Genomic DNA, 18,168 nt, shown 5'->3' on the forward strand with positions numbered 1-18,168 from the left:
ACCAATAGCAACCAAGACCCAGCAGAATAAATAACTATTAACCTTATCAATAAAGTATGCTCTAATAACTGTTAATATTTACAGTGTTTGGCATTGCAATGAATTCTATATTCAACTCCCCTTGGTTAGCGTTAGAAAATTTCCCTATTTTAATCTCAGCAGCGCTAGTGCTATTACTTAGCTTAGTGATAATTACTTTGGTATTGCTTCGACAAATAAAAACAAGCCGTACCGCCTTTGTAGCTCAACAACACCTTTTGCAGCAATTGGCCGAAAAGGTCAACCTGAGTTATGAAGTGAATGCGAGTAATCAGCAGCAATTACAGCAACAGTTAAACTTTAATCATCAACAGTTGGCTAATCAACAAAGCGAACTAAAAACCTATTTTGAACAGCAAATTTCTGACTTTAAATTAAAACTATTGCGCCAACATGGTGAGCAAGGTGAAAAACAAGCACAGCAATTATATAGCCATAGTGAACAGCTTAAGAAAACCTTGTACGAACATCATGTGACTTTTAACAACAATCAACGTAATGCCACTGAACAGTTAACTAATCAACTAACGGCAACGTCAAAGTTAGGCCGAGAAGAAATGGCAAAATCACTGCATTTATCCAGTGAACAAATGGCCAAAAGAATTGATGAGTTAACGGTTTCTACTGATAATCGTCTGAAAGATATTAGTGGTCAGGTCGAAAAGCGATTAGCAGACGGCTTTGAAAAAACCACCAAAACATTTAACGATATTTTGCAACGTTTAGCCTTAATTGATGATGCACAGAAAAAAATAACCGAACTGTCTAATAATGTTGTCAGTTTACAAGAGGTGCTTTCAGACAAACGCTCGCGCGGTGCCTTTGGTGAAGTTCAACTTAATGCTTTAATTCGAAATGTATTACCCGAGCAGCACTTTTCACTACAACATACCTTATCAAACGGTAAAATTGCTGACTGTATTTTATTTCTACCTGAGCCTACGGGGAACGTGGTCGTTGATTCCAAATTCCCGTTAGAAAGCTATAAAAAGATGGCTGACAATACCTTAGGTGAATTTGAGCGTAAAGCTGCAGAGCGACAATTTAAACTTGATATTAAAAAGCATATTAACGATATCAGTGATAAGTATTTAATTGAAAAGGAAACCGCAGACGGCGCGGTAATGTTTATTCCTGCGGAAGCTATTTTTGCAGAAATACACGCACATCACAGTGACTTAGTTGACTATGCTAATAAAAAGCGAGTGTGGTTAGCCTCGCCAACAACATTAATGGCCATTTTAACGACGGCACGCTCGGTGTTAAAAGACGAAGCAACTCGTAAACAGATACATGTTATTCAAGCACATTTGTCACATCTAGCATCTGATTTTTCGCGTTTTAAAAGTCGCTTTGCTAATTTAGCAAAACATATAGATCAAGCGGCCAGTGACGTAAAGCAAATTCATACATCAGCAGATAAAATTAGTAGTCGTTTTGAAAAAATAGAGCAGGTAGAATTAAAACAAGAAGAAAAAGAAGAAAAAGAAGAAGAAAAAGAAGAGAGTGTCGCTATTTCGGCTGATTAAATGTCACCATTACTGAGTGGCGGTAACCGTGCTAAGTTGATGCTCATAAATATAAATACTTTAAGTTTTCAGCAAATGGTAATCGCTGAAAACAGCGTCGCACTTGCCGACATTCTATCTTGGAGTAACGCTTGATTCAGTTTTTCAGCGGTTTTAAAAGTAGTGCGTTCAGTTTGATTGCTTTTTTTGTGGCCTTCGTACTCATCAGTAAATTTCAAAGTTATTGGTTCGCTAAAATTAATCTCATAGAGCAAGTACTTTATGGCTTGTTTGCCATCACTATCATGTTATCGGGCTACTTCAATCGCAGCCGACTGGCGTTAGCTGCAATCATTTTATTAGTATTTTATGCCACGCTTTCACAAGCATTACCTTGGCAATCTTGGGTGTTTTCTCATAGCGAGTGGTTGCTGCTTACCGGTGCCGGCATGTTCTCGGTCTTAAGTTTAATGAAAGATAGAGGGTTATTGTCAATTCATGGCTTTTATCGCCTTATATTAATGTTATGCGTAGGCATTGCTAGCTACTTTTGGTTTGATATAGCTAATATTTTAGTCGCCCAGCTTACGCATGTTAAACAACTAACGTCTTGGCTGAAGTACATTACTGTCGAATTGCCCCTAGTGATTTTTTCCTTACTATTGCTGTGGCGATGTATACGTGAAAAAAGCTTAGTAACGACGGCACTGTTAACAAGTTACTGTATCTGGCTTGGGCAGTATTATCAGATAATTACACTGCCTTGGAGCGTGCTACTAACCTTGATGATCATGCACTACCTTTTGGCCGTGGTAGTTGACTCATACTTTTTAGCTTATCGTGATGAACTCACGGCTTTACCTTCTCGCCGAGCACTGAATCAACTGGCCTTGTCGTTAGGACGAAAATACACACTTGCCATGCTAGATATTGATCATTTTAAAAAGTTTAACGACACTTATGGTCATGACATTGGCGATCAAGTTTTAAAGCTAGTGGCGAGTAAATTGGCGCAAGTGAAAGCTTCAGGTAAAGTGTTTCGTTACGGTGGTGAAGAATTTACTATTGTCTTTTCAGGTAAAACCACAGAGCAGGCTTTACCTGCTTTAGAAGCTGTTAGGCAGGCGGTAGAAGATTATAAAATAGTTATTCGACAAGAGCAGCGAAAAACCAAACAAGCGCGAACAAATAAAAAAAGTAGCGAAAATAAAACCGTCAGTGTCACTATTTCAATAGGGCTAGCGGCAAGAGTATCAAAGTTAAGTTTTGAACAAACGTTAAAGTTAGCTGATCAAGCATTATATCGTGCGAAAAAATCAGGCCGGAATAAGGTCAGTGAATAATACCTTGATTAATTCGCTGTGCATTTTGCGGGTAAAAATAAAAAAACAGCGATATAAAATAACTATAAATATAAATTTAACTTTTAATAAAAATCAAACTAAAAATCATGGCTGAATTAAGACATTTAACTCATGAAAGTAGGGCGATTATTGAGTTGAATTGGTATAAAAGACAATAAAAAACAGCTTCAAAAATCCTGCATTACCACCAATTAATAACAATTTTTTAGACATAAAAAAGCCCATGAAATTATCATGGGCCAGTTGTTCATAAAGCTAAATTCTATTCGTATCTAACGTTCAGAAGGTAACTAGATGTCATCTTTATTCTCTAGGCGTTAAATGTATTTAGGCTCTAAAAACCTTAAGCTTTAATTCAATATCGCAACATTAATAAAGACTACGGTTAATAGCATCGGGCACACAAAGCGTAAGTAATTCCCCCATATTGGTAACCATTTTCTGCCTTCTTGTAAAGATACATCACGTAGCTTGTTACCGCGTTTCCAGAGCCAGCCAACAACAATAAAGTAAAACAAGCAGCTAAGCGGTTGCAAAATAGTGGTAAGTACGCGAATTACCAAACCAAATAAGCTATCAAAAAACGTGATTAAAGTCATACTCGTAGCTAATACAATGGCTGATACCAACCAAGTTGCTTTGGATCGGCTAAGCTTTTTGTCTTCAACAAGGTAGGAGACAGGGACTTCGGTTGAAGAAATGGTTGAAGTGAGTGCTGCAATCGATAATAACGAGAAAAACCCAATCGCCACTAACATGCCAATGCTACCCATCGAATTGAAAAGTTCAGGTAATATGTTAAATATAAGCTGACCTTCACCAATCAATTCATCGCCTTGAAATACTTGTTGTCCGGCGGCTTCTGCAACGTAAAGTGCTGGAATAATTAACAAACCTGCCATAAAAGCAATAAAGGTATCGAGAGCGGTAATTGAAATAGCGAGTTTGCCAATATCACGGTCTTTTTTCATATAAGAGCCGTAAATCATCATACCACCGACACCGATAGAAAGTGAGAAGAAGGCTTGACCCATGGCAGATATAATCAATTTTGGATTAGTCACTTGTGAAAAGTCAGGGATTAAATAGGTTCTCAAGCCCTTTTCAGCACCAGGTTGTTGCAAGATGTATGCAATTAACGCGACCAACATGATCAATAAAACAGGCATTAAACGCGCAGACCATTTCTCTATGCCAGCGTTAACCCCTTGATGAATAATAGCAGCGCCAAGCAATATAAATATCGGTGTAAACATTAAATTACGTAAAGTGCTTGATGTAGCAAGCCATTGGGAAATTTCATGATAACCAAGGAGCTCTGCTAATGGTGATATCGCATGAGCGAGCATCCAGCCAGCAACTATGGTGTAAAAACTTAACATCATTATTGCGCCACACAAACCAATCAAACCTGCATATTTACCAAACTTTGGTGCTGTTTCGCGACAAGCATCTTCTAAGGCTGAAACTGGGTTTTTCTGTGCTTGATTACCAATATAAACTTCGGCATAAAGTGCAGGAAATGCCAGTAATATGGTTACTATCAGGTAAACAAATAAAAATGCACCACCGCCATTATTTGCCGCCTGAGTGGGAAAACCCCAAATATTGCCTAAACCAATTGCAGAACCTGCAGCGGCGAGAACAAAACCAATTCTGGAATGAAACGAATCTCTAATATTACTCATAAATGATGATTATTATTGTTGTTAATACTTTGGTTTGAGCTTACCTAGTTAACACTCGTTAGCAAAGTTTTTTTAACAATTTGTTGGTTATGATTTTATGTTTTTGTAAATTATTCTGGGATAGGTCGTTTTCTGGAGAGATTTAGCGATAGGTTATAATACACTTTAACCGTAAAGGTCCTTTTTTAATGATTAAAGTGTATTCATAAAGCATAATTTACATAACATTGGCGATTACAATTAACGTATCGACATATGTTAAGTACAGTAAACAGAAAAGTTTAAAACCCAATAAATTGGTTATTTCCCATTTACTAAATTAATTATATAGATAGCATTAAGGGCGAATTTGTCCTTGGCCAGCCACACGGTATTTAAATATCGTCAACTGTTCTAAACCTACTGGCCCACGGGCATGTATTTTACCGGTAGCTATACCTATTTCAGCGCCCATTCCAAATTCACCACCATCCGAAAACTGAGTTGAAGCATTATGCATGACTACTGCTGAATCAACTGCGCGCATAAATATTTCTGCTGTATCACTGTTTTCAGTAATAATAGCATCGGTATGTTTAGACGAATGCTCGTCAATAAAGTCAAGCGCTTCTTCTAACCCTGACACGACTTTAACCGATAAAATAGCGTCGAGGTATTCAGTATCCCAATCAGCATCATTGGCAGCGATGATTCTTGCATCACAAGCTTGAGCTGCAAGGTCGCCTCTAATTTCACAATTTTCTAAAGTGTCGACTAATTTTGGTAAAAATTCAGCGGCTATCGCTTGGTCTAATACTAAACTTTCAGTAGCACCACAAACTCCCGTTCTACGTAATTTGGCATTGTTAACAATGCTCAATGCTTTCGTTAAGTCAGCATCGGTGTCAATATAAATGTGGTTATTGCCATCTAAATGAAGCAATGTTGGCACTTGAGCTTCGTTTCTCACTAATTCTACTAAGCCACGACCGCCGCGAGGAATAACTAAGTCTACATATTCAGCGCAACGCAATAATGCAGCAACAGCAGAGCGATCATCCGTGTCTACTAGTTGTATACATGTGGCTGGTAAGTTAGCCGCGCGCAGTCCTGTAGACATACATTCAACAATAATACGAGTAGAGTTGAGGCTTTCAGAGCCTCCACGTAAAATGACACTATTACCCGATTTTAAACATAACGCGCCAGCATCTGCACCAACATTTGGACGCGACTCGTAGATCATACCAATAACACCAATTGGGGTTGATACACGGGTTATTTTAAGGCCATTTGGACGATCGAACTGTGCCAATGAACGACCAACAGGATCGGGGAGTTTTGAAATATCTTCTAAAGCGACAGCCATCGCTTCAATTCTTTCAGGGGTAAGCTTAAGTCGATCAATAAATGATTCGGCTTTACCCGCTTTCATAACGCTTAAAACATCAAGTTCATTGGCTTCGAGAAGAGCGGGTGTATTCTTACGCAGCGCTTGAGCTGCAACCGTTAATGCTTGATTTTTTTGCTCAGTCGTTGCACTGGCTAGCACTTTTGCGGCTGCTTTGGCTTGCTTGCCAAGATTGTTGATCATACTTTCGATATCGATAATTTTATTGCTATTTGACATAAATGACTTTCCTGTTTCTTGTTCGATTACGGGTAAACTGTTTGATCAAATTCAATGTAATTGAATTTACAACTTTAAATGATACATTGCCGATATTTATACTGTATTAAATATTAAAAACAATGATAAAAGTTCAGTTTATATAAATTAATAGTATTCTCTTTATGAGCCTACTATTCTGAAGTTTTTTAAATGGTTATTTTCTTGCACCGGTCACCCACATTTTGCAGGGGAGAAGACGAAATCAACGTAAGGCAAGGGCACGCTCATAAGCCGCTAATACCGTTGACTCAATAAGCGTCTCTAATTTTGAATCTTGCATAAGCGTCGCTAAGCCAGCTGCTGTTGTACCATTTTTGCTAGTTACAGAATCACGCAAGGCTTCCATGCTCTGATCGCTGCTCATCGCCAGCTCAATGGAACCACCCAATGTATTTAGCACCAAGTCTTTGGCGGTTTGAGGTGAAAACCCTAGCTTTATTGCAGATTCGATCCAGCAGCGCGCTATTTCGAAGGCATAACCAGGACCACTACCAGCCACTGCTGTCACTCGGTCTAATTCGTCTTCGCTAGTTGCTAAATGAGTATAACCAACCGCGTCTGTTAACGCTGCAGCAGTTTCTAATTGGCTTGGGCTACACCTTGAGTTAGCATAAAGTGCGCTGACTCCTCGGCCAATTTGCGCCGGTAAATTTGGCATCACTCGCATGACGGCTTGTTCGCCAATGAGTTTTTCTATCGAAGATACCGAATAACCAGCCGCAATGGAGATAATGCAACCTGATTCAGCGAGATGGTTACGATAAGCTGGCAATACAGTTTCAATAAGTTGCGGTTTAATCGCAATAACGATGATATCGAAACGTTGGTCATACAGCTCTTCAATAGTTTGTGTGACGGTAACACCCTTAGGTGCTTTGATTAAAGAAGGATTAATAATAGTAATTTTGTGATCTGTAGAGGTTGCCCAGCGAGTCAATAATGAACCGCCCATTTTCCCACAACCAATCATAAGTAATGACATAAAACTCCTAATGTTTTTAGTTTGCTTTAGAACAAAAACAGCGAGTTCTGTAAGTGTTCAATATAAACTTTGTTGAAGCTTAAAAACTCGTCTTTAGCAGAAGTGATTTTAAGTTCAATTGAAAAAAGAGGGTTTATAGTATATGATATCGCCACTCATTTGTCGATTGTTGTCAAAAATCAGCGTTTATTTTAAACGTTTTAGCAATGTTTTATAACCTATTTTCAGATCAATTAATCGCTTTAAAAATCGATTTTTTGACTATAAAATAATTGCAATTCGACAAGAGTTTTACACGGAAATATCAAGCAAATATCTGAAGTGGCGTTAACTAGATCTGTTATCGCTTGAAGTTAGTTATTTATTTTAATCAATCAAAGTACGGAGTCATTTTGCCCACATTTGAACAACCAAAATCAGAAAAAACCTCTCGAATCAAACCTCGCATAGTTATCAAAGTCGGCTCGAGCCTATTAGCAAACGTTAAAAATTTAACACCAAGTTTTGCCTTTATGCATGGCTTACTCAGTGACATTTCTACGTTACGAGACCAAGGCTACGAAGTTGTACTCACCTCTTCAGGATCCGTAGCATTAGGTCTTAATACTGTTGGCTGTACCATCGAAAATGCCAGTGTACAAGACAAACAAGCGGCAGCCGCTTGTGGTCAACCCATATTAATGCATGCATACAAGCAAATCGCGTTGGAGTATGGTTTTGATATTGCTCAGGTGCTAGTCACCCTCGATGATCTGGAAAATAGACGTCGATTTCTCAATATCAAAAATACAGTTCATCGCTTAATAAAACAAGGCGTAATGCCTATCGTTAATGAAAACGATACCGTTACCACCGAAGAAATTCGTGTTGGCGACAACGATAGACTAGCGGCTAAAGTTGCTCAGATGATAGGTGCAGAATATCTGTTTATTTTAACCTGTATCGATGGCGTCTACGATCGTGACCCTTCTGAAGAAGGTGCAATTTTTGTTGAGTCTATTGAAGATGTAAGTAGCTATATGGAAGCTGCTAGCGGCACAAGTTCTTTAGGAACTGGTGGTATGCTGACTAAATTACAAGCAGCAAACATGGCACAAAATGCCGGTTGTACTACCATCATTGCTCGAGGAACAATGGAAGCTCCTGTTACGGCAATACTACGTGGCGAACGCAGGCACACTAAGTGTATCGCTCATTCATCACCTTCATCTGCATGGAATATCTGGCTGACTGACCGCCTACAAATGGCAGGTAGTTTAGTGATTAAACAGGATGTAGCTGACTCATTATTTGGTGGTGACGACGGTTTCTCATGCCACGATGTTGTTTCAATTCATGGGAACTTTGAGCGTGCAGATGTACTTCATGTCTATGATGAAAAAGGCGAGGAAATCGCTCGTGGTTTGTGTAACTTCTCATCTGATGAAACGGCCATTATTTCAAGCCGTCCAGAAGAGACTGTTAAGAATATACTCGGTTATGCCGCGTCACATCGTTTGATTAATAGCGAAAATTTAGTCGTATTGGCCGAACATCATCTATCTTGGGATGAACCGGTTCAAAGTGAGTAATTAATTACTTTGACATAATTATTGCTTAATAGTTATTTTGTAGTATTACTTTAAGTAATTATTTTAAGTAACTATTTTGAAATAATTTTGAAATAATATAGAAGACCTCATTGAATACTGGTTTGCTTACAGAGCTTACCGTGCATTTAATAAGGTCTTTTTTTTTGAATGCAATTAATCAAGCTGAACTTTGTCAATTACCCTAATTGTTTAAATCTTACGGAAAAGGTAATTTTTGGCTTAAGTTTTCGGCTAAATATTGAACAACTTAATCGTGTTATTGAAATTACAGTTATAAACATCTCCACTGTTTCATTCACCCATTTTCAATAACTTGCTGCGTTCGTTTGATATTTAATTTTCTAAGTTAAATGCGGTTGCAAATGCGCTACGCAGTAATTCTACCTTAGTCGATTCCCTAGGCGTTTTCTTATTTACTAACGATAAATTAAATTTATAAGTACGCGTACTGGGTTGAATAATACGTATGTCACCGGCATTTAATTCCTGTTGTATATAGCTTTGCGGCATAAATCCAATATATTTTCCTGAGAGTATCATCGCTTTTCGGGTATCAAATTGATAAGCCCTTGCAGATAAATTCAGCTGTTGTAATTGTGCTCGCCCGTCAATATCAATATCAATCCCTGGATGTATGGCGGCGGTTGTCGCTAAGTCTTGATCATTGATCTGAGTATCTACTTTGTTATAAAACGCGTGCTTTTTACCACAACAAAGAAAAATTGGCTCACTAGATAAAGGTACATAATGTAAACCTTCAATTTGTTGATACCCTGGGAATATCGCAATATGGGCTTTGTCTTTAAGTAATAATTTTTCTATATTCGAAATTGAGTCGCCGTCTAATACAATATGCAAATTGGGTGAGCTATTCGATACGGATTCAATCACTTGTGCTAGCTTTTGCTGCCTTTTCCTATCTAATAAGTCGGCACATAAAATCACTAATTCGCCACTTAGCTCTTTACCTAGCGTACCTACTAACAGTGAAAAGTCGTTTAAAGAATCAAATAGCGAAATCACTGCATGATAAACCAATTGCCCATCTTCGGTGAGTGAGAAACCACCTCGGCCTCGTAAACACAATTTAAGTTTCATGCGTGTTTCTAAGTTAGACATATGAACACTGATGGTTGAACGGGTAATGCCGAGCGCTTTTTCAGCCGCAGAAAATCCCCCGTGCTCAACTACAGAGGTAAATATCCGTAATAAGCGTAAATCATATTCAGTTACAGGCTTTGGAATGATGGAATTTATCGACATGTGCTACTCTAATGTTTTGTCATTGTAAAACTTAAGGTTGAATGTTTTGTATTTAACCGGAGTTTGAATTGATATTCAATAGCTAAAATAGATTGCAACGGAGTTTAATATGCAAAATCACTCAGACCTAGGTTTACAAGATAGTCAATTAGTTAAAAACTTTTCATATATCAACGGTAGCTGGCATAGCAGCGAATCACAAATATCCGTGACTAATCCGGTCGACGGCAGTGAAGTTGCAAAAATAAGTAACGCCGGTGTAGTTGAAACAGAATTAGCGGTAAATGCGGCTAAAAGCGCATTAAAAATGTGGTCTTCAAAGTCAGCCAATGAACGTGCAGGCTTAATGCGTAATTGGTTTCAATTAATGATGCAACATCAAGATGACCTTGGGCGCATTTTAACGCTAGAGCAAGGTAAGCCATTAGCTGAAGCTAAAGGTGAAATTGCTTATGGTGCGGCATTTATTGAATGGTTTGCTGAAGAAGGCAAGCGTGTTTACGGCGACACTATTCCTGGACCATCAAGTGATAAACGCATTTTGGTCATTAAACAGCCGGTAGGTGTTGTTGCTTCGATCACTCCATGGAATTTTCCTAATGCTATGATCGCAAGAAAAGCCGCGGCTGCCTTAGCGGCGGGTTGTACGTTTGTAGTGCGCCCGGCAACACAAACGCCACTTTCTGCATTGGCTATGGCTGAGCTTGCTGAACGTGCGGGTATTCCTGCTGGCGTATTTAACGTAGTTGTAGGCGACGATGCTAGTGGTATGGGTAAAGTATTAACTCAACACCCTGACGTTGCTAAATTTACCTTCACGGGCTCTACACCGGTAGGTAAAACGTTACTTAAACAATGTGCAACCACGGTTAAAAAAGTATCAATGGAATTGGGCGGTAACGCACCTTTTATTGTTTTTGCTGATGCTGACATTGATGCGGCTGTGCAAGGTGCGTTAGCTTCAAAGTATCGTAATGCGGGTCAAACTTGTGTTTGTACTAACCGTATTTTTGTACAAAGTGCTGTGCTTGAACAATTTACTGAAAAATTCACTGCTGCAGTTAAAAGTTTAGCGATAGGTAATGGCTTAGATGAAGGCGTTAATATCGGTCCGATGATCTCTAATAAAGCTGTGAATGACGTAGCAAAGCTAGTTGAAGATTCTATTGCTGCTGGCGCGAAAGTTATTTTAGGTGGCAAGCAAGATAGCGCCGGTGAAAACTTTTACCAGCCTACTATTTTGAGCAACGTCACCAATGATATGCCTATTGCACAAAATGAAATATTTGGCCCTGTCTCTCCTATAATCTCATTCGATACAGAAGCAGAAGTTATTGCTATGGCTAATGATACCGAGTTTGGTTTAGCCGCCTATTTTTATTCTCGTGATATTGGCACCATTTGGCGTGTTGGTGAAGGATTGGAATACGGCATGATTGGTATCAACGAAGGCATTATTTCTAATGCTGCAGCACCATTTGGCGGTATGAAGCAGTCAGGTAGTGGTCGTGAGGGTTCTAAATATGGACTTGATGACTATTTAGAAATTAAATATTTATGCATGGGCGGTTTGGACAAGTAATTGTCGTTGAATCGTGATTTGTAAACAAATTAGCAATATAACAGCATTAGGTAAGTAAAATGACAAATGAAGAATTACAGGCGAGAAAAAGCCAAGTTATCGCCCGTGGGCAAGGTAATGTTTATCCGGTATACGTAGATCATGCAAAAAATGCAGAAATCTGGGACGTTGAAGGTAAGCGTTATATAGATTTTGGTGCCGGTATTGCGGTATCTAACACAGGACACAGCCACCCAAAAATTATCGAAGCTGTTAAAGCGCAAGTCGATAAGTTTAGCCACACTTGTGTGATGGTAAACCCCTATGAGGTTGCCGTTGAATTAGCCGAAAAGCTAACAGCTATTGCGCCGGGTCCATCAGCAAAGAAAGCGATTTTTGTTTCAACTGGTGCTGAAGCTGTTGAAAACTGTGTGAAAATTGCTCGTGCTCATACTGGGCGACGTGGTGTTATTGCTTTTAATGGTGGCTTCCACGGTCGAACTAATTTAACCATGGCATTAACGGGTAAAATTTCACCATATAAGCATTTATTTGGTCCGTTCCCTGGTGATATTTTCCATGCCCCGTTCCCAATGGAATGTCATGATGTTTCCGTAAAAGATGCCTTAAAAGCGTTAGATAATTTATTTAAAGTCGATATAGCACCAAGTGATGTTGCGGCTATTATTATTGAGCCGGTTCAAGGTGAAGGTGGTTTCTATGCTGCACCGACTGAATTCTTAGTTGCATTGCGTAAAATTTGTGACGAGAAAGGTATTGTCTTAATTGCGGATGAAATTCAAACGGGTTTTGGTCGAACGGGCAAAATGTTCAATATTGAATACTCTGGTGTTGAACCTGATTTAATCACCATGGCTAAAGGTATTGCTGGCGGTTTCCCAATTGCTGCAGTTGTTGGCAAAAGTGACATTATGGACGCACCTTTACCGGGTGGCCTTGGTGGAACTTATGGCGGTTCACCGGTTGCGTGTGCAGCGGCATTAGCGGTGCTAGAAATTATTGAAGAAGAAAACCTTGTTCAACGCTCAAATGAAATTGGTGCTTTGTTTAATAACAAGTTATCGCAGTTACAGGCTAAACATCCAGATCTTATTCTCGATGTGCGTAACAAAGGTTCTATGATAGCGATGGAATTAGTGCAAGGCGGTAACGCAGAGCAACCTAATACGGCACTAACACAAGCTATTATTGCTAATGCAGCAAAATATGGCTTAGTATTATTAGCTTGTGGCTTTTACGGTAATGTTATCCGATTTTTACCAGCCCTTACGATTAGTAATGAGCTAGTTGAAGAAGGCTTATCAAGCTTTGTTCGTTTATTTGAAGACCTTGCTAGTAAGTAACTGACAAGTGTAATTTCAAGTTTGATAAATAGCACATAAAATTTTAATTACCCCCATTATTAAGGTTTTATGTGCTTATTTATTAAGTCATCATTTCGTGTTGTTTTTTACATAAAAAGCGTACTTGTGACGAAAGTTCAGCATGTCGAATTCATGCTAGTCTCCATAGCATAGATAGCTTGTGTCTTAAAACCGACATTCCGTTTCTTGTTGTGAAATAGCAGTTTACAGCAATTAATATACTGCCTATAAATACATGTAAAATGTGATTTATACCGATTTATCTCATTATTTTTACTAGTTTAAACAAACAATTACAGTGATGTTTAGTTTACGGTTTACTGCGTTAGTACAGGCCACTTCATCAACGGAACTGACTTGTGTCAAGCTGGCCAAAAGTTAGTTGAAATTTAGTTAAAAGTTAGCCAAAAGTTAGTTACGGTTGAAGTGATTTTAAATTCGAAATTTATTAGACGTTCAATATTTCAATATGCTACTGTTCATTAAAACGAACAGTAGTTATTAGCAAAGGAATTTATGAGCGAAATAAACTTACCCGTTGTTGGCATATTATGTGACCTTGAACAAGTCGGGCCACACCCATTTCATATGTCGGGAAATAAATACATACAAGCCGTTATTCAGGCCGCTAATTGTGTTCCTATTCTCATTCCTGCTATTGCAGGGCAAACAAATTTTCAGCAGCTGTTAACATTAGTCGATGGCGTTTTACTGCCTGGTGGCTACTCAATGGTCGATCCTTTGAACTATCAAGCCGCAGCGGCGCCACATGAGACAAAATTAGATATAGCGCGAGACCAAACAAGCTTTGGTTTGATCAAGCAAGCTATTGAATGTGGTGTGCCTATTTTAGGTATTTGTCGTGGCTTTCAAGAAATGAATGTTGCTTTTGGTGGCTCATTGCATCAAAAACTGCATGAACACGAAATATATCAAGAGCATCGAGAAAACAAAGCCCTTTCCCTAGCTGATCAATATGCCGATTGTCATAAAGTTACTTTAACGCCATCAGGTCAACTGTCAAAAATAATGGATGCTCAAGCCATAAATGTGAACTCTTTACATACGCAAGGGGTTGATAAGTTAGCAGGCAATTTATCTGTTGAAGCAGTCAGCGAGGATGGCTTATGCGAAGCTTTTTCTGTGCTGAATGCAAAAGCATTTGCAATGGCAGTACAGTGGCATCCTGAATGGCAAGTCATGGACAATAATAAAAGTGCTAAGCTCTTTGCTGCATTTGGACGTGCGTGCAAAGTAAAACAGTCAGCAAAGTAAAACAGTCAGCAAAGCAAACAATGAGAAATAATCATGGATAAAATAAAACAGTGGCTCGTCGAACATAACGTTAAATACGTACAATGTGTGATCACTGATCACACCGGTATTGCCCGTGGAAAAATATATCCAGTTAAAAAATTTATTGAAGAAGGCGGTAGTCGTTTAGGCGAAACTATCTTATTGATGTCTGGTACAGGTGACTTGGCGGACGACAAGTTTTTGTATACTTTAGCTGATCCGCGCGATATCGATATGCTTTTACAGCCTGATGAAAATGCCTGTTTTATGGTGCCTTGGGCGAATGAACCAACGGCAATGATCATCCATGACTGTATCGATCAAAAAACCTTAAAGCCGGTTGAGCAGTCGCCTCGTGATTTACTTAAAAAAGTTGTTAAATTGTATGATGACCAAGGTTGGAAAGCAGTAATCGCGCCTGAAATGGAGCTTTACTTAACGCTAACTAACAACGATTCCACGCAACCTTTAAAAACACCTTTAGGTAAGTCTGGTCGTTCAGAAGCGGGCAGACAGTCATTTGGTATCGAGGCGATTACCGAATTTGAACCTGTAATGACCGATATATATGAATGGTCAGAGCAGCAGAGCTTAGCCATTGATGTCGTTGTACATGAAGAAGGTACTGCGCAATTTGAATTTAATTTTAATCATGGCGACCCGTTATCTTTAGCTGATCAAGTTATTGTTTTTAAACGCACGGCCAAGGCTGCTGCCAACAAACATGGCATGACAGCGACTTTTATGGCGAAACCAATAACAGGGCAGCCTGGTAGCGCCATGCATATTCATCAAAGTATTGTGGAAAAGTCTACCGGCAAAAATATCTTTGCTGGTTCATGTCAGCAAAGTACTGAGTTTAGCGAACATTTTATGCATTACTTAGGCGGGTTACAGACTTATATTCCGCAACTTATGTTGATGTTCGCCCCAAATATTAACTCATATCGACGATTTTTAACCGATTCTGCAACACCGGTAAATTTAGAGTGGGGGATTGAAAATCGCACCGTAGGTTTACGTGTTCCTGATGCACCTGATGACGCTAAGCGTGTTGAAAATAGAATTCCTGGCGCTGACGCTAATCCATATCTTGCCATTGCTGCAACGCTTATTTGTGGTTACATCGGCATGATGGAAAAAATAGTGCCTGCTGATGAAGTCACGGGTAAAGCTAACAAAATCATCAATACAAGCATGCCCATTAACATCGAAGCCGCCATGGAACAAATGGAGCAAAGCGAAACCATTAAGCACTATTTAGGTGAGAACTTTGTCGCTGGCTTTATTGCCACTAGGCGTGCTGATTATGACAATTATAAAAGTGTGATTTCCTCTTGGGAACGTCATTACTTACTCACCACAGTTTAAGTTGAGATTTTATGACATCAAAGATACAAGCTTTAGATAACAAACATCATATTCACCCCTTTAGTGATACGAAAGAATTGCATGAAATTAACCCTCGCGAGATAACACATGCTGAGGGGGTTTATATTTATGATGATAAAGGTAAAAAATTACTTGATGCTATGGCGGGTCTTTGGTGCGTTAATATTGGCTATGGCCGTCAAGAGTTAGTCGAGGTGGCGACTAAGCAAATGTCAGCACTGCCTTATTACAACTTATTCTTTAAAACTACCCATGCGCCTGCTGCAAAACTGGCAGCTAAAATAGCCTCTTTAGCGCCTGCCCACATGAATAAAGTGTTTTTTACCGGCTCTGGTTCAGAAGCTAACGATACTGTTTTTAGAATGGTGCGTCGTTATTGGGATCTAAAAGATAAGCCAACTAAAAAGCAGTTCATTAGTCGTGAAAACGCTTACCATGGCTCAACAGTGGTGGGCGCAAGCCTAGGTGGAATGGGTTATATGCATGAACAAGGTGATTTACCTATTGCCGGCATTTCTCACGTTGAACAGCCTTATTTCTTTAAAGAGGGGGGCGACCTAACGCAAGAAGCTTTCGGTATTAAAGCAGCACAAAGCCTTGAAGCGAAAATTCTTGAGTTAGGTGAAGATAATGTTGCCGCCTTTATTGCCGAACCGTTCCAAGGTGCCGGTGGCGTTATTATTCCGCCGACCAGTTACTGGCCTGAGATCAAAAGAATTTTAGCAAAATACGATATTTTGCTAGTGGTTGATGAAGTCATCTCTGGTTTTGGTCGCACGGGTGAATGGTTTGCGAGTCAATATTATGATTTAAAACCTGATCTTATGCCCATTGCCAAAGGGTTATCATCAGGATACTTGCCAATTGGCGGGGTTATTGTCGGCGATAAAGTGGCAGAAACCCTGATCGATAAAGGCGGAGATTTTAATCATGGCTTTACGTATTCAGGTCACCCTGTGGCTGCTGCTGTAGCACTTAAAAATATTGAATTGTTAGAGTCTGAAGGTATTGTTGAGCGAGTGAAAAACGAAACAGCGCCTTATCTGCAAAAGCGCTGGAAAGAACTGGCTGCACATCCAATTGTGGGTGAAACCCGCGGTTTAGGTATGGTTGCAGGCCTTGAGTTAGTCAGAGATAAAAATACCCATGAACGCATAGCGCCAAACAGTAAAGCAGGTGGCATATGTCGTGACTTCTCAATGGCGAATGGTTTAATCATGCGTCCTTGTGGCGATACCATGATTATTTCTCCTCCTTTAGTTATTACTAAAGCAGAAGTTGATGAATTAATGGAAAAAGCACTTAAAGCCCTAGATGAAACGGCTAAACATTATAATTTGATGTAGATTAAAATTTAATTAAGCCACGGTTATAGTGGCTTAATTGTTTTTGCCGTGTAATACCTATAACTAAAAAAAGAAGAAAATTATGGCAGAGTTATCGATGAATCAAACCTTTATGAAACACTTTCACTCATGGGGCTATCAAGGCTTTAAATATCTTATTTATACCTTGTTAGCGATTAATGTATATTTATTTTTTAGTGAAGAGTGGCTAGCCAGTAAAGTTATTTTTGCCTCAGGGGTTAACCTTGATACGATTATTGAAGCTTTTTCATCGACTATTGATACCGCAGCTTGGTTGGTTTTATTGCTGTTGTTTGAATTAGAAACCTCTGTTATTGATGACGAACACTTAAAGGGCAAAGTAAAATGGACCTTACATGGCGTTCGTGCATTTTGTTATATATTTATAATCTACTCACTGTACGGTTACATGACTAAAATTGGCCTAATAGGGCAGTTTGCTCCGCATAAAATAACCGATCTTTGCACCTTAACCGGTGATTGGAAGTTTATGGAAACCCTGAACGTTTATAATGCATTTACTAAAGAAACGTGTAAAAGCTTATCCACGGTCGGTAGTGAGTTTTTCTCGCATGAAAAATACAAAATCATAGCGAATACGAAAACCCTTGCCGACGTTAAAGGGCTTGCTTGGGTTGATGTAATTAACGCTTCTGCTTGGGTGTCAGTGGTCTTGATGTTAGAAATTGATGTCCATACTCAGCTTGGAAATATATCGAGTCGATGGTGGAATAAATATAATAAATTTGTAAAAACCACCGTGTACAGTGTGTTATTTATCGCCGCTGTTTATTGGGGGATTACCGGTAATTTCCTTGAGTTTTGGGATGCTTTTTTATGGATTGTTGCCTTTGTATTGATTGAAATGAATATGTTTGAATGGCAAGCGGAAGTGGCAGAGCGGAAAAACCAGCAAGGTAGTAGATAAGTTAAATTAAGCAAAAATATTTAGATAATTTACATGGGGGGTAGGGCGTTTGAACGTTGCTTAATTCTCGTTGCTTAGTAATCGTTGCTTAGTAAGCGTAATCCTTGTTCAGTATTGATTGCTAAAGTAGCTATAACGACTCAACTTATGGT

At 39.1% G+C, this 18,168-nt stretch carries 14 protein-coding genes; 10 read left to right on the plus strand and 4 right to left on the minus strand.

From position 1 onward, the window contains the following. The first annotated feature begins 98 nt into the window (after window positions 1-98). Genes A3Q33_RS13820 through A3Q33_RS13825 form a run of 3 tightly spaced genes read left to right on the plus strand, consistent with a single transcriptional unit; the run spans window position 99 to window position 2,890 of the window. Window positions 99-1,568: a DNA recombination protein RmuC gene (locus A3Q33_RS13820; RefSeq protein WP_081180446.1), complete on the plus strand. Its 1,470-nt coding sequence runs from the start codon at window positions 99-101 to the stop codon at window positions 1,566-1,568. Continuing rightward, window positions 1,569-1,703, plus strand: coding sequence for a hypothetical protein (locus A3Q33_RS20990; RefSeq protein ID WP_286160891.1), 135 nt, complete (start codon window positions 1,569-1,571; stop codon window positions 1,701-1,703). After that, window positions 1,700-2,890, plus strand: coding sequence for a GGDEF domain-containing protein (locus tag A3Q33_RS13825; RefSeq protein WP_231295677.1), 1,191 nt, complete (start codon window positions 1,700-1,702; stop codon window positions 2,888-2,890). Before A3Q33_RS20990 ends, A3Q33_RS13825 begins: the two co-directional genes overlap by 4 nt. Window positions 2,891-3,261: 371 nt before the next feature. Here the strand turns inward: A3Q33_RS13825 and A3Q33_RS13830 are convergent, their stop codons facing one another. The 3 genes from A3Q33_RS13830 to proC form a co-directional block, all read right to left on the minus strand. Continuing rightward, window positions 3,262-4,599, minus strand: a complete 1,338-nt coding sequence (locus A3Q33_RS13830) for a sodium-dependent transporter (protein ID WP_081180447.1) — start codon at window positions 4,597-4,599, stop codon at window positions 3,262-3,264. A gap of 337 nt (window positions 4,600-4,936) precedes the next feature. Then, window positions 4,937-6,208 (minus strand): glutamate-5-semialdehyde dehydrogenase, encoded by a 1,272-nt coding sequence (locus A3Q33_RS13835; RefSeq protein ID WP_081180448.1) that lies wholly within the window; start codon window positions 6,206-6,208, stop codon window positions 4,937-4,939. Between the two features lie 244 nt (window positions 6,209-6,452). Further along, a complete protein-coding gene (proC, locus tag A3Q33_RS13840) occupies window positions 6,453-7,232 on the minus strand; it encodes a pyrroline-5-carboxylate reductase (protein WP_081180449.1) in 780 nt (259 codons plus the stop codon). Between the two features lie 392 nt (window positions 7,233-7,624). On the opposite strand from proC, the gene proB reads away from it, so the two are divergent. Beyond that, on the plus strand, window positions 7,625-8,803 hold the full coding sequence (gene proB, locus A3Q33_RS13845) for a glutamate 5-kinase (RefSeq protein ID WP_081152333.1): 1,179 nt from the start codon (window positions 7,625-7,627) through the stop codon (window positions 8,801-8,803). Between the two features lie 354 nt (window positions 8,804-9,157). Here the strand turns inward: proB and A3Q33_RS13850 are convergent, their stop codons facing one another. Further along, the gene (locus A3Q33_RS13850) at window positions 9,158-10,087 is read right to left on the minus strand and encodes a LysR family transcriptional regulator (RefSeq protein ID WP_081180450.1); all 930 of its coding nucleotides are present in this window, start codon (window positions 10,085-10,087) and stop codon (window positions 9,158-9,160) included. Window positions 10,088-10,196: 109 nt separating this feature from the next. On the opposite strand from A3Q33_RS13850, the gene A3Q33_RS13855 reads away from it, so the two are divergent. The 6 genes from A3Q33_RS13855 (at window position 10,197) to A3Q33_RS13880 (ending at window position 18,016) form a co-directional block, all read left to right on the plus strand. Further along, entirely contained in the window at window positions 10,197-11,669 is a 1,473-nt protein-coding gene (locus tag A3Q33_RS13855; protein WP_081180451.1) for an NAD-dependent succinate-semialdehyde dehydrogenase, read from the plus strand. A gap of 59 nt (window positions 11,670-11,728) precedes the next feature. Beyond that, entirely contained in the window at window positions 11,729-13,012 is a 1,284-nt protein-coding gene (gene gabT / locus A3Q33_RS13860; protein WP_081180452.1) for a 4-aminobutyrate--2-oxoglutarate transaminase, read from the plus strand. 537 nt (window positions 13,013-13,549) lie between these two features. Beyond that, window positions 13,550-14,308: a gamma-glutamyl-gamma-aminobutyrate hydrolase family protein gene (locus A3Q33_RS13865; protein ID WP_081180453.1), complete on the plus strand. Its 759-nt coding sequence runs from the start codon at window positions 13,550-13,552 to the stop codon at window positions 14,306-14,308. A gap of 33 nt (window positions 14,309-14,341) precedes the next feature. Continuing rightward, window positions 14,342-15,700, plus strand: a complete 1,359-nt coding sequence (locus tag A3Q33_RS13870) for a glutamine synthetase family protein (RefSeq protein ID WP_081180454.1) — start codon at window positions 14,342-14,344, stop codon at window positions 15,698-15,700. 11 nt (window positions 15,701-15,711) lie between these two features. After that, complete coding sequence (locus A3Q33_RS13875; protein ID WP_081180455.1) at window positions 15,712-17,067, plus strand: aspartate aminotransferase family protein; 1,356 nt, start codon at window positions 15,712-15,714, stop codon at window positions 17,065-17,067. Window positions 17,068-17,149: 82 nt separating this feature from the next. Next, window positions 17,150-18,016 (plus strand): hypothetical protein, encoded by an 867-nt coding sequence (locus A3Q33_RS13880; RefSeq protein ID WP_081180456.1) that lies wholly within the window; start codon window positions 17,150-17,152, stop codon window positions 18,014-18,016. Window positions 18,017-18,168: the final 152 nt, after the last annotated feature.

The organism is Colwellia sp. PAMC 21821 (genome assembly GCF_002077175.1).
Taxonomy (GTDB): domain Bacteria; phylum Pseudomonadota; class Gammaproteobacteria; order Enterobacterales; family Alteromonadaceae; genus Cognaticolwellia.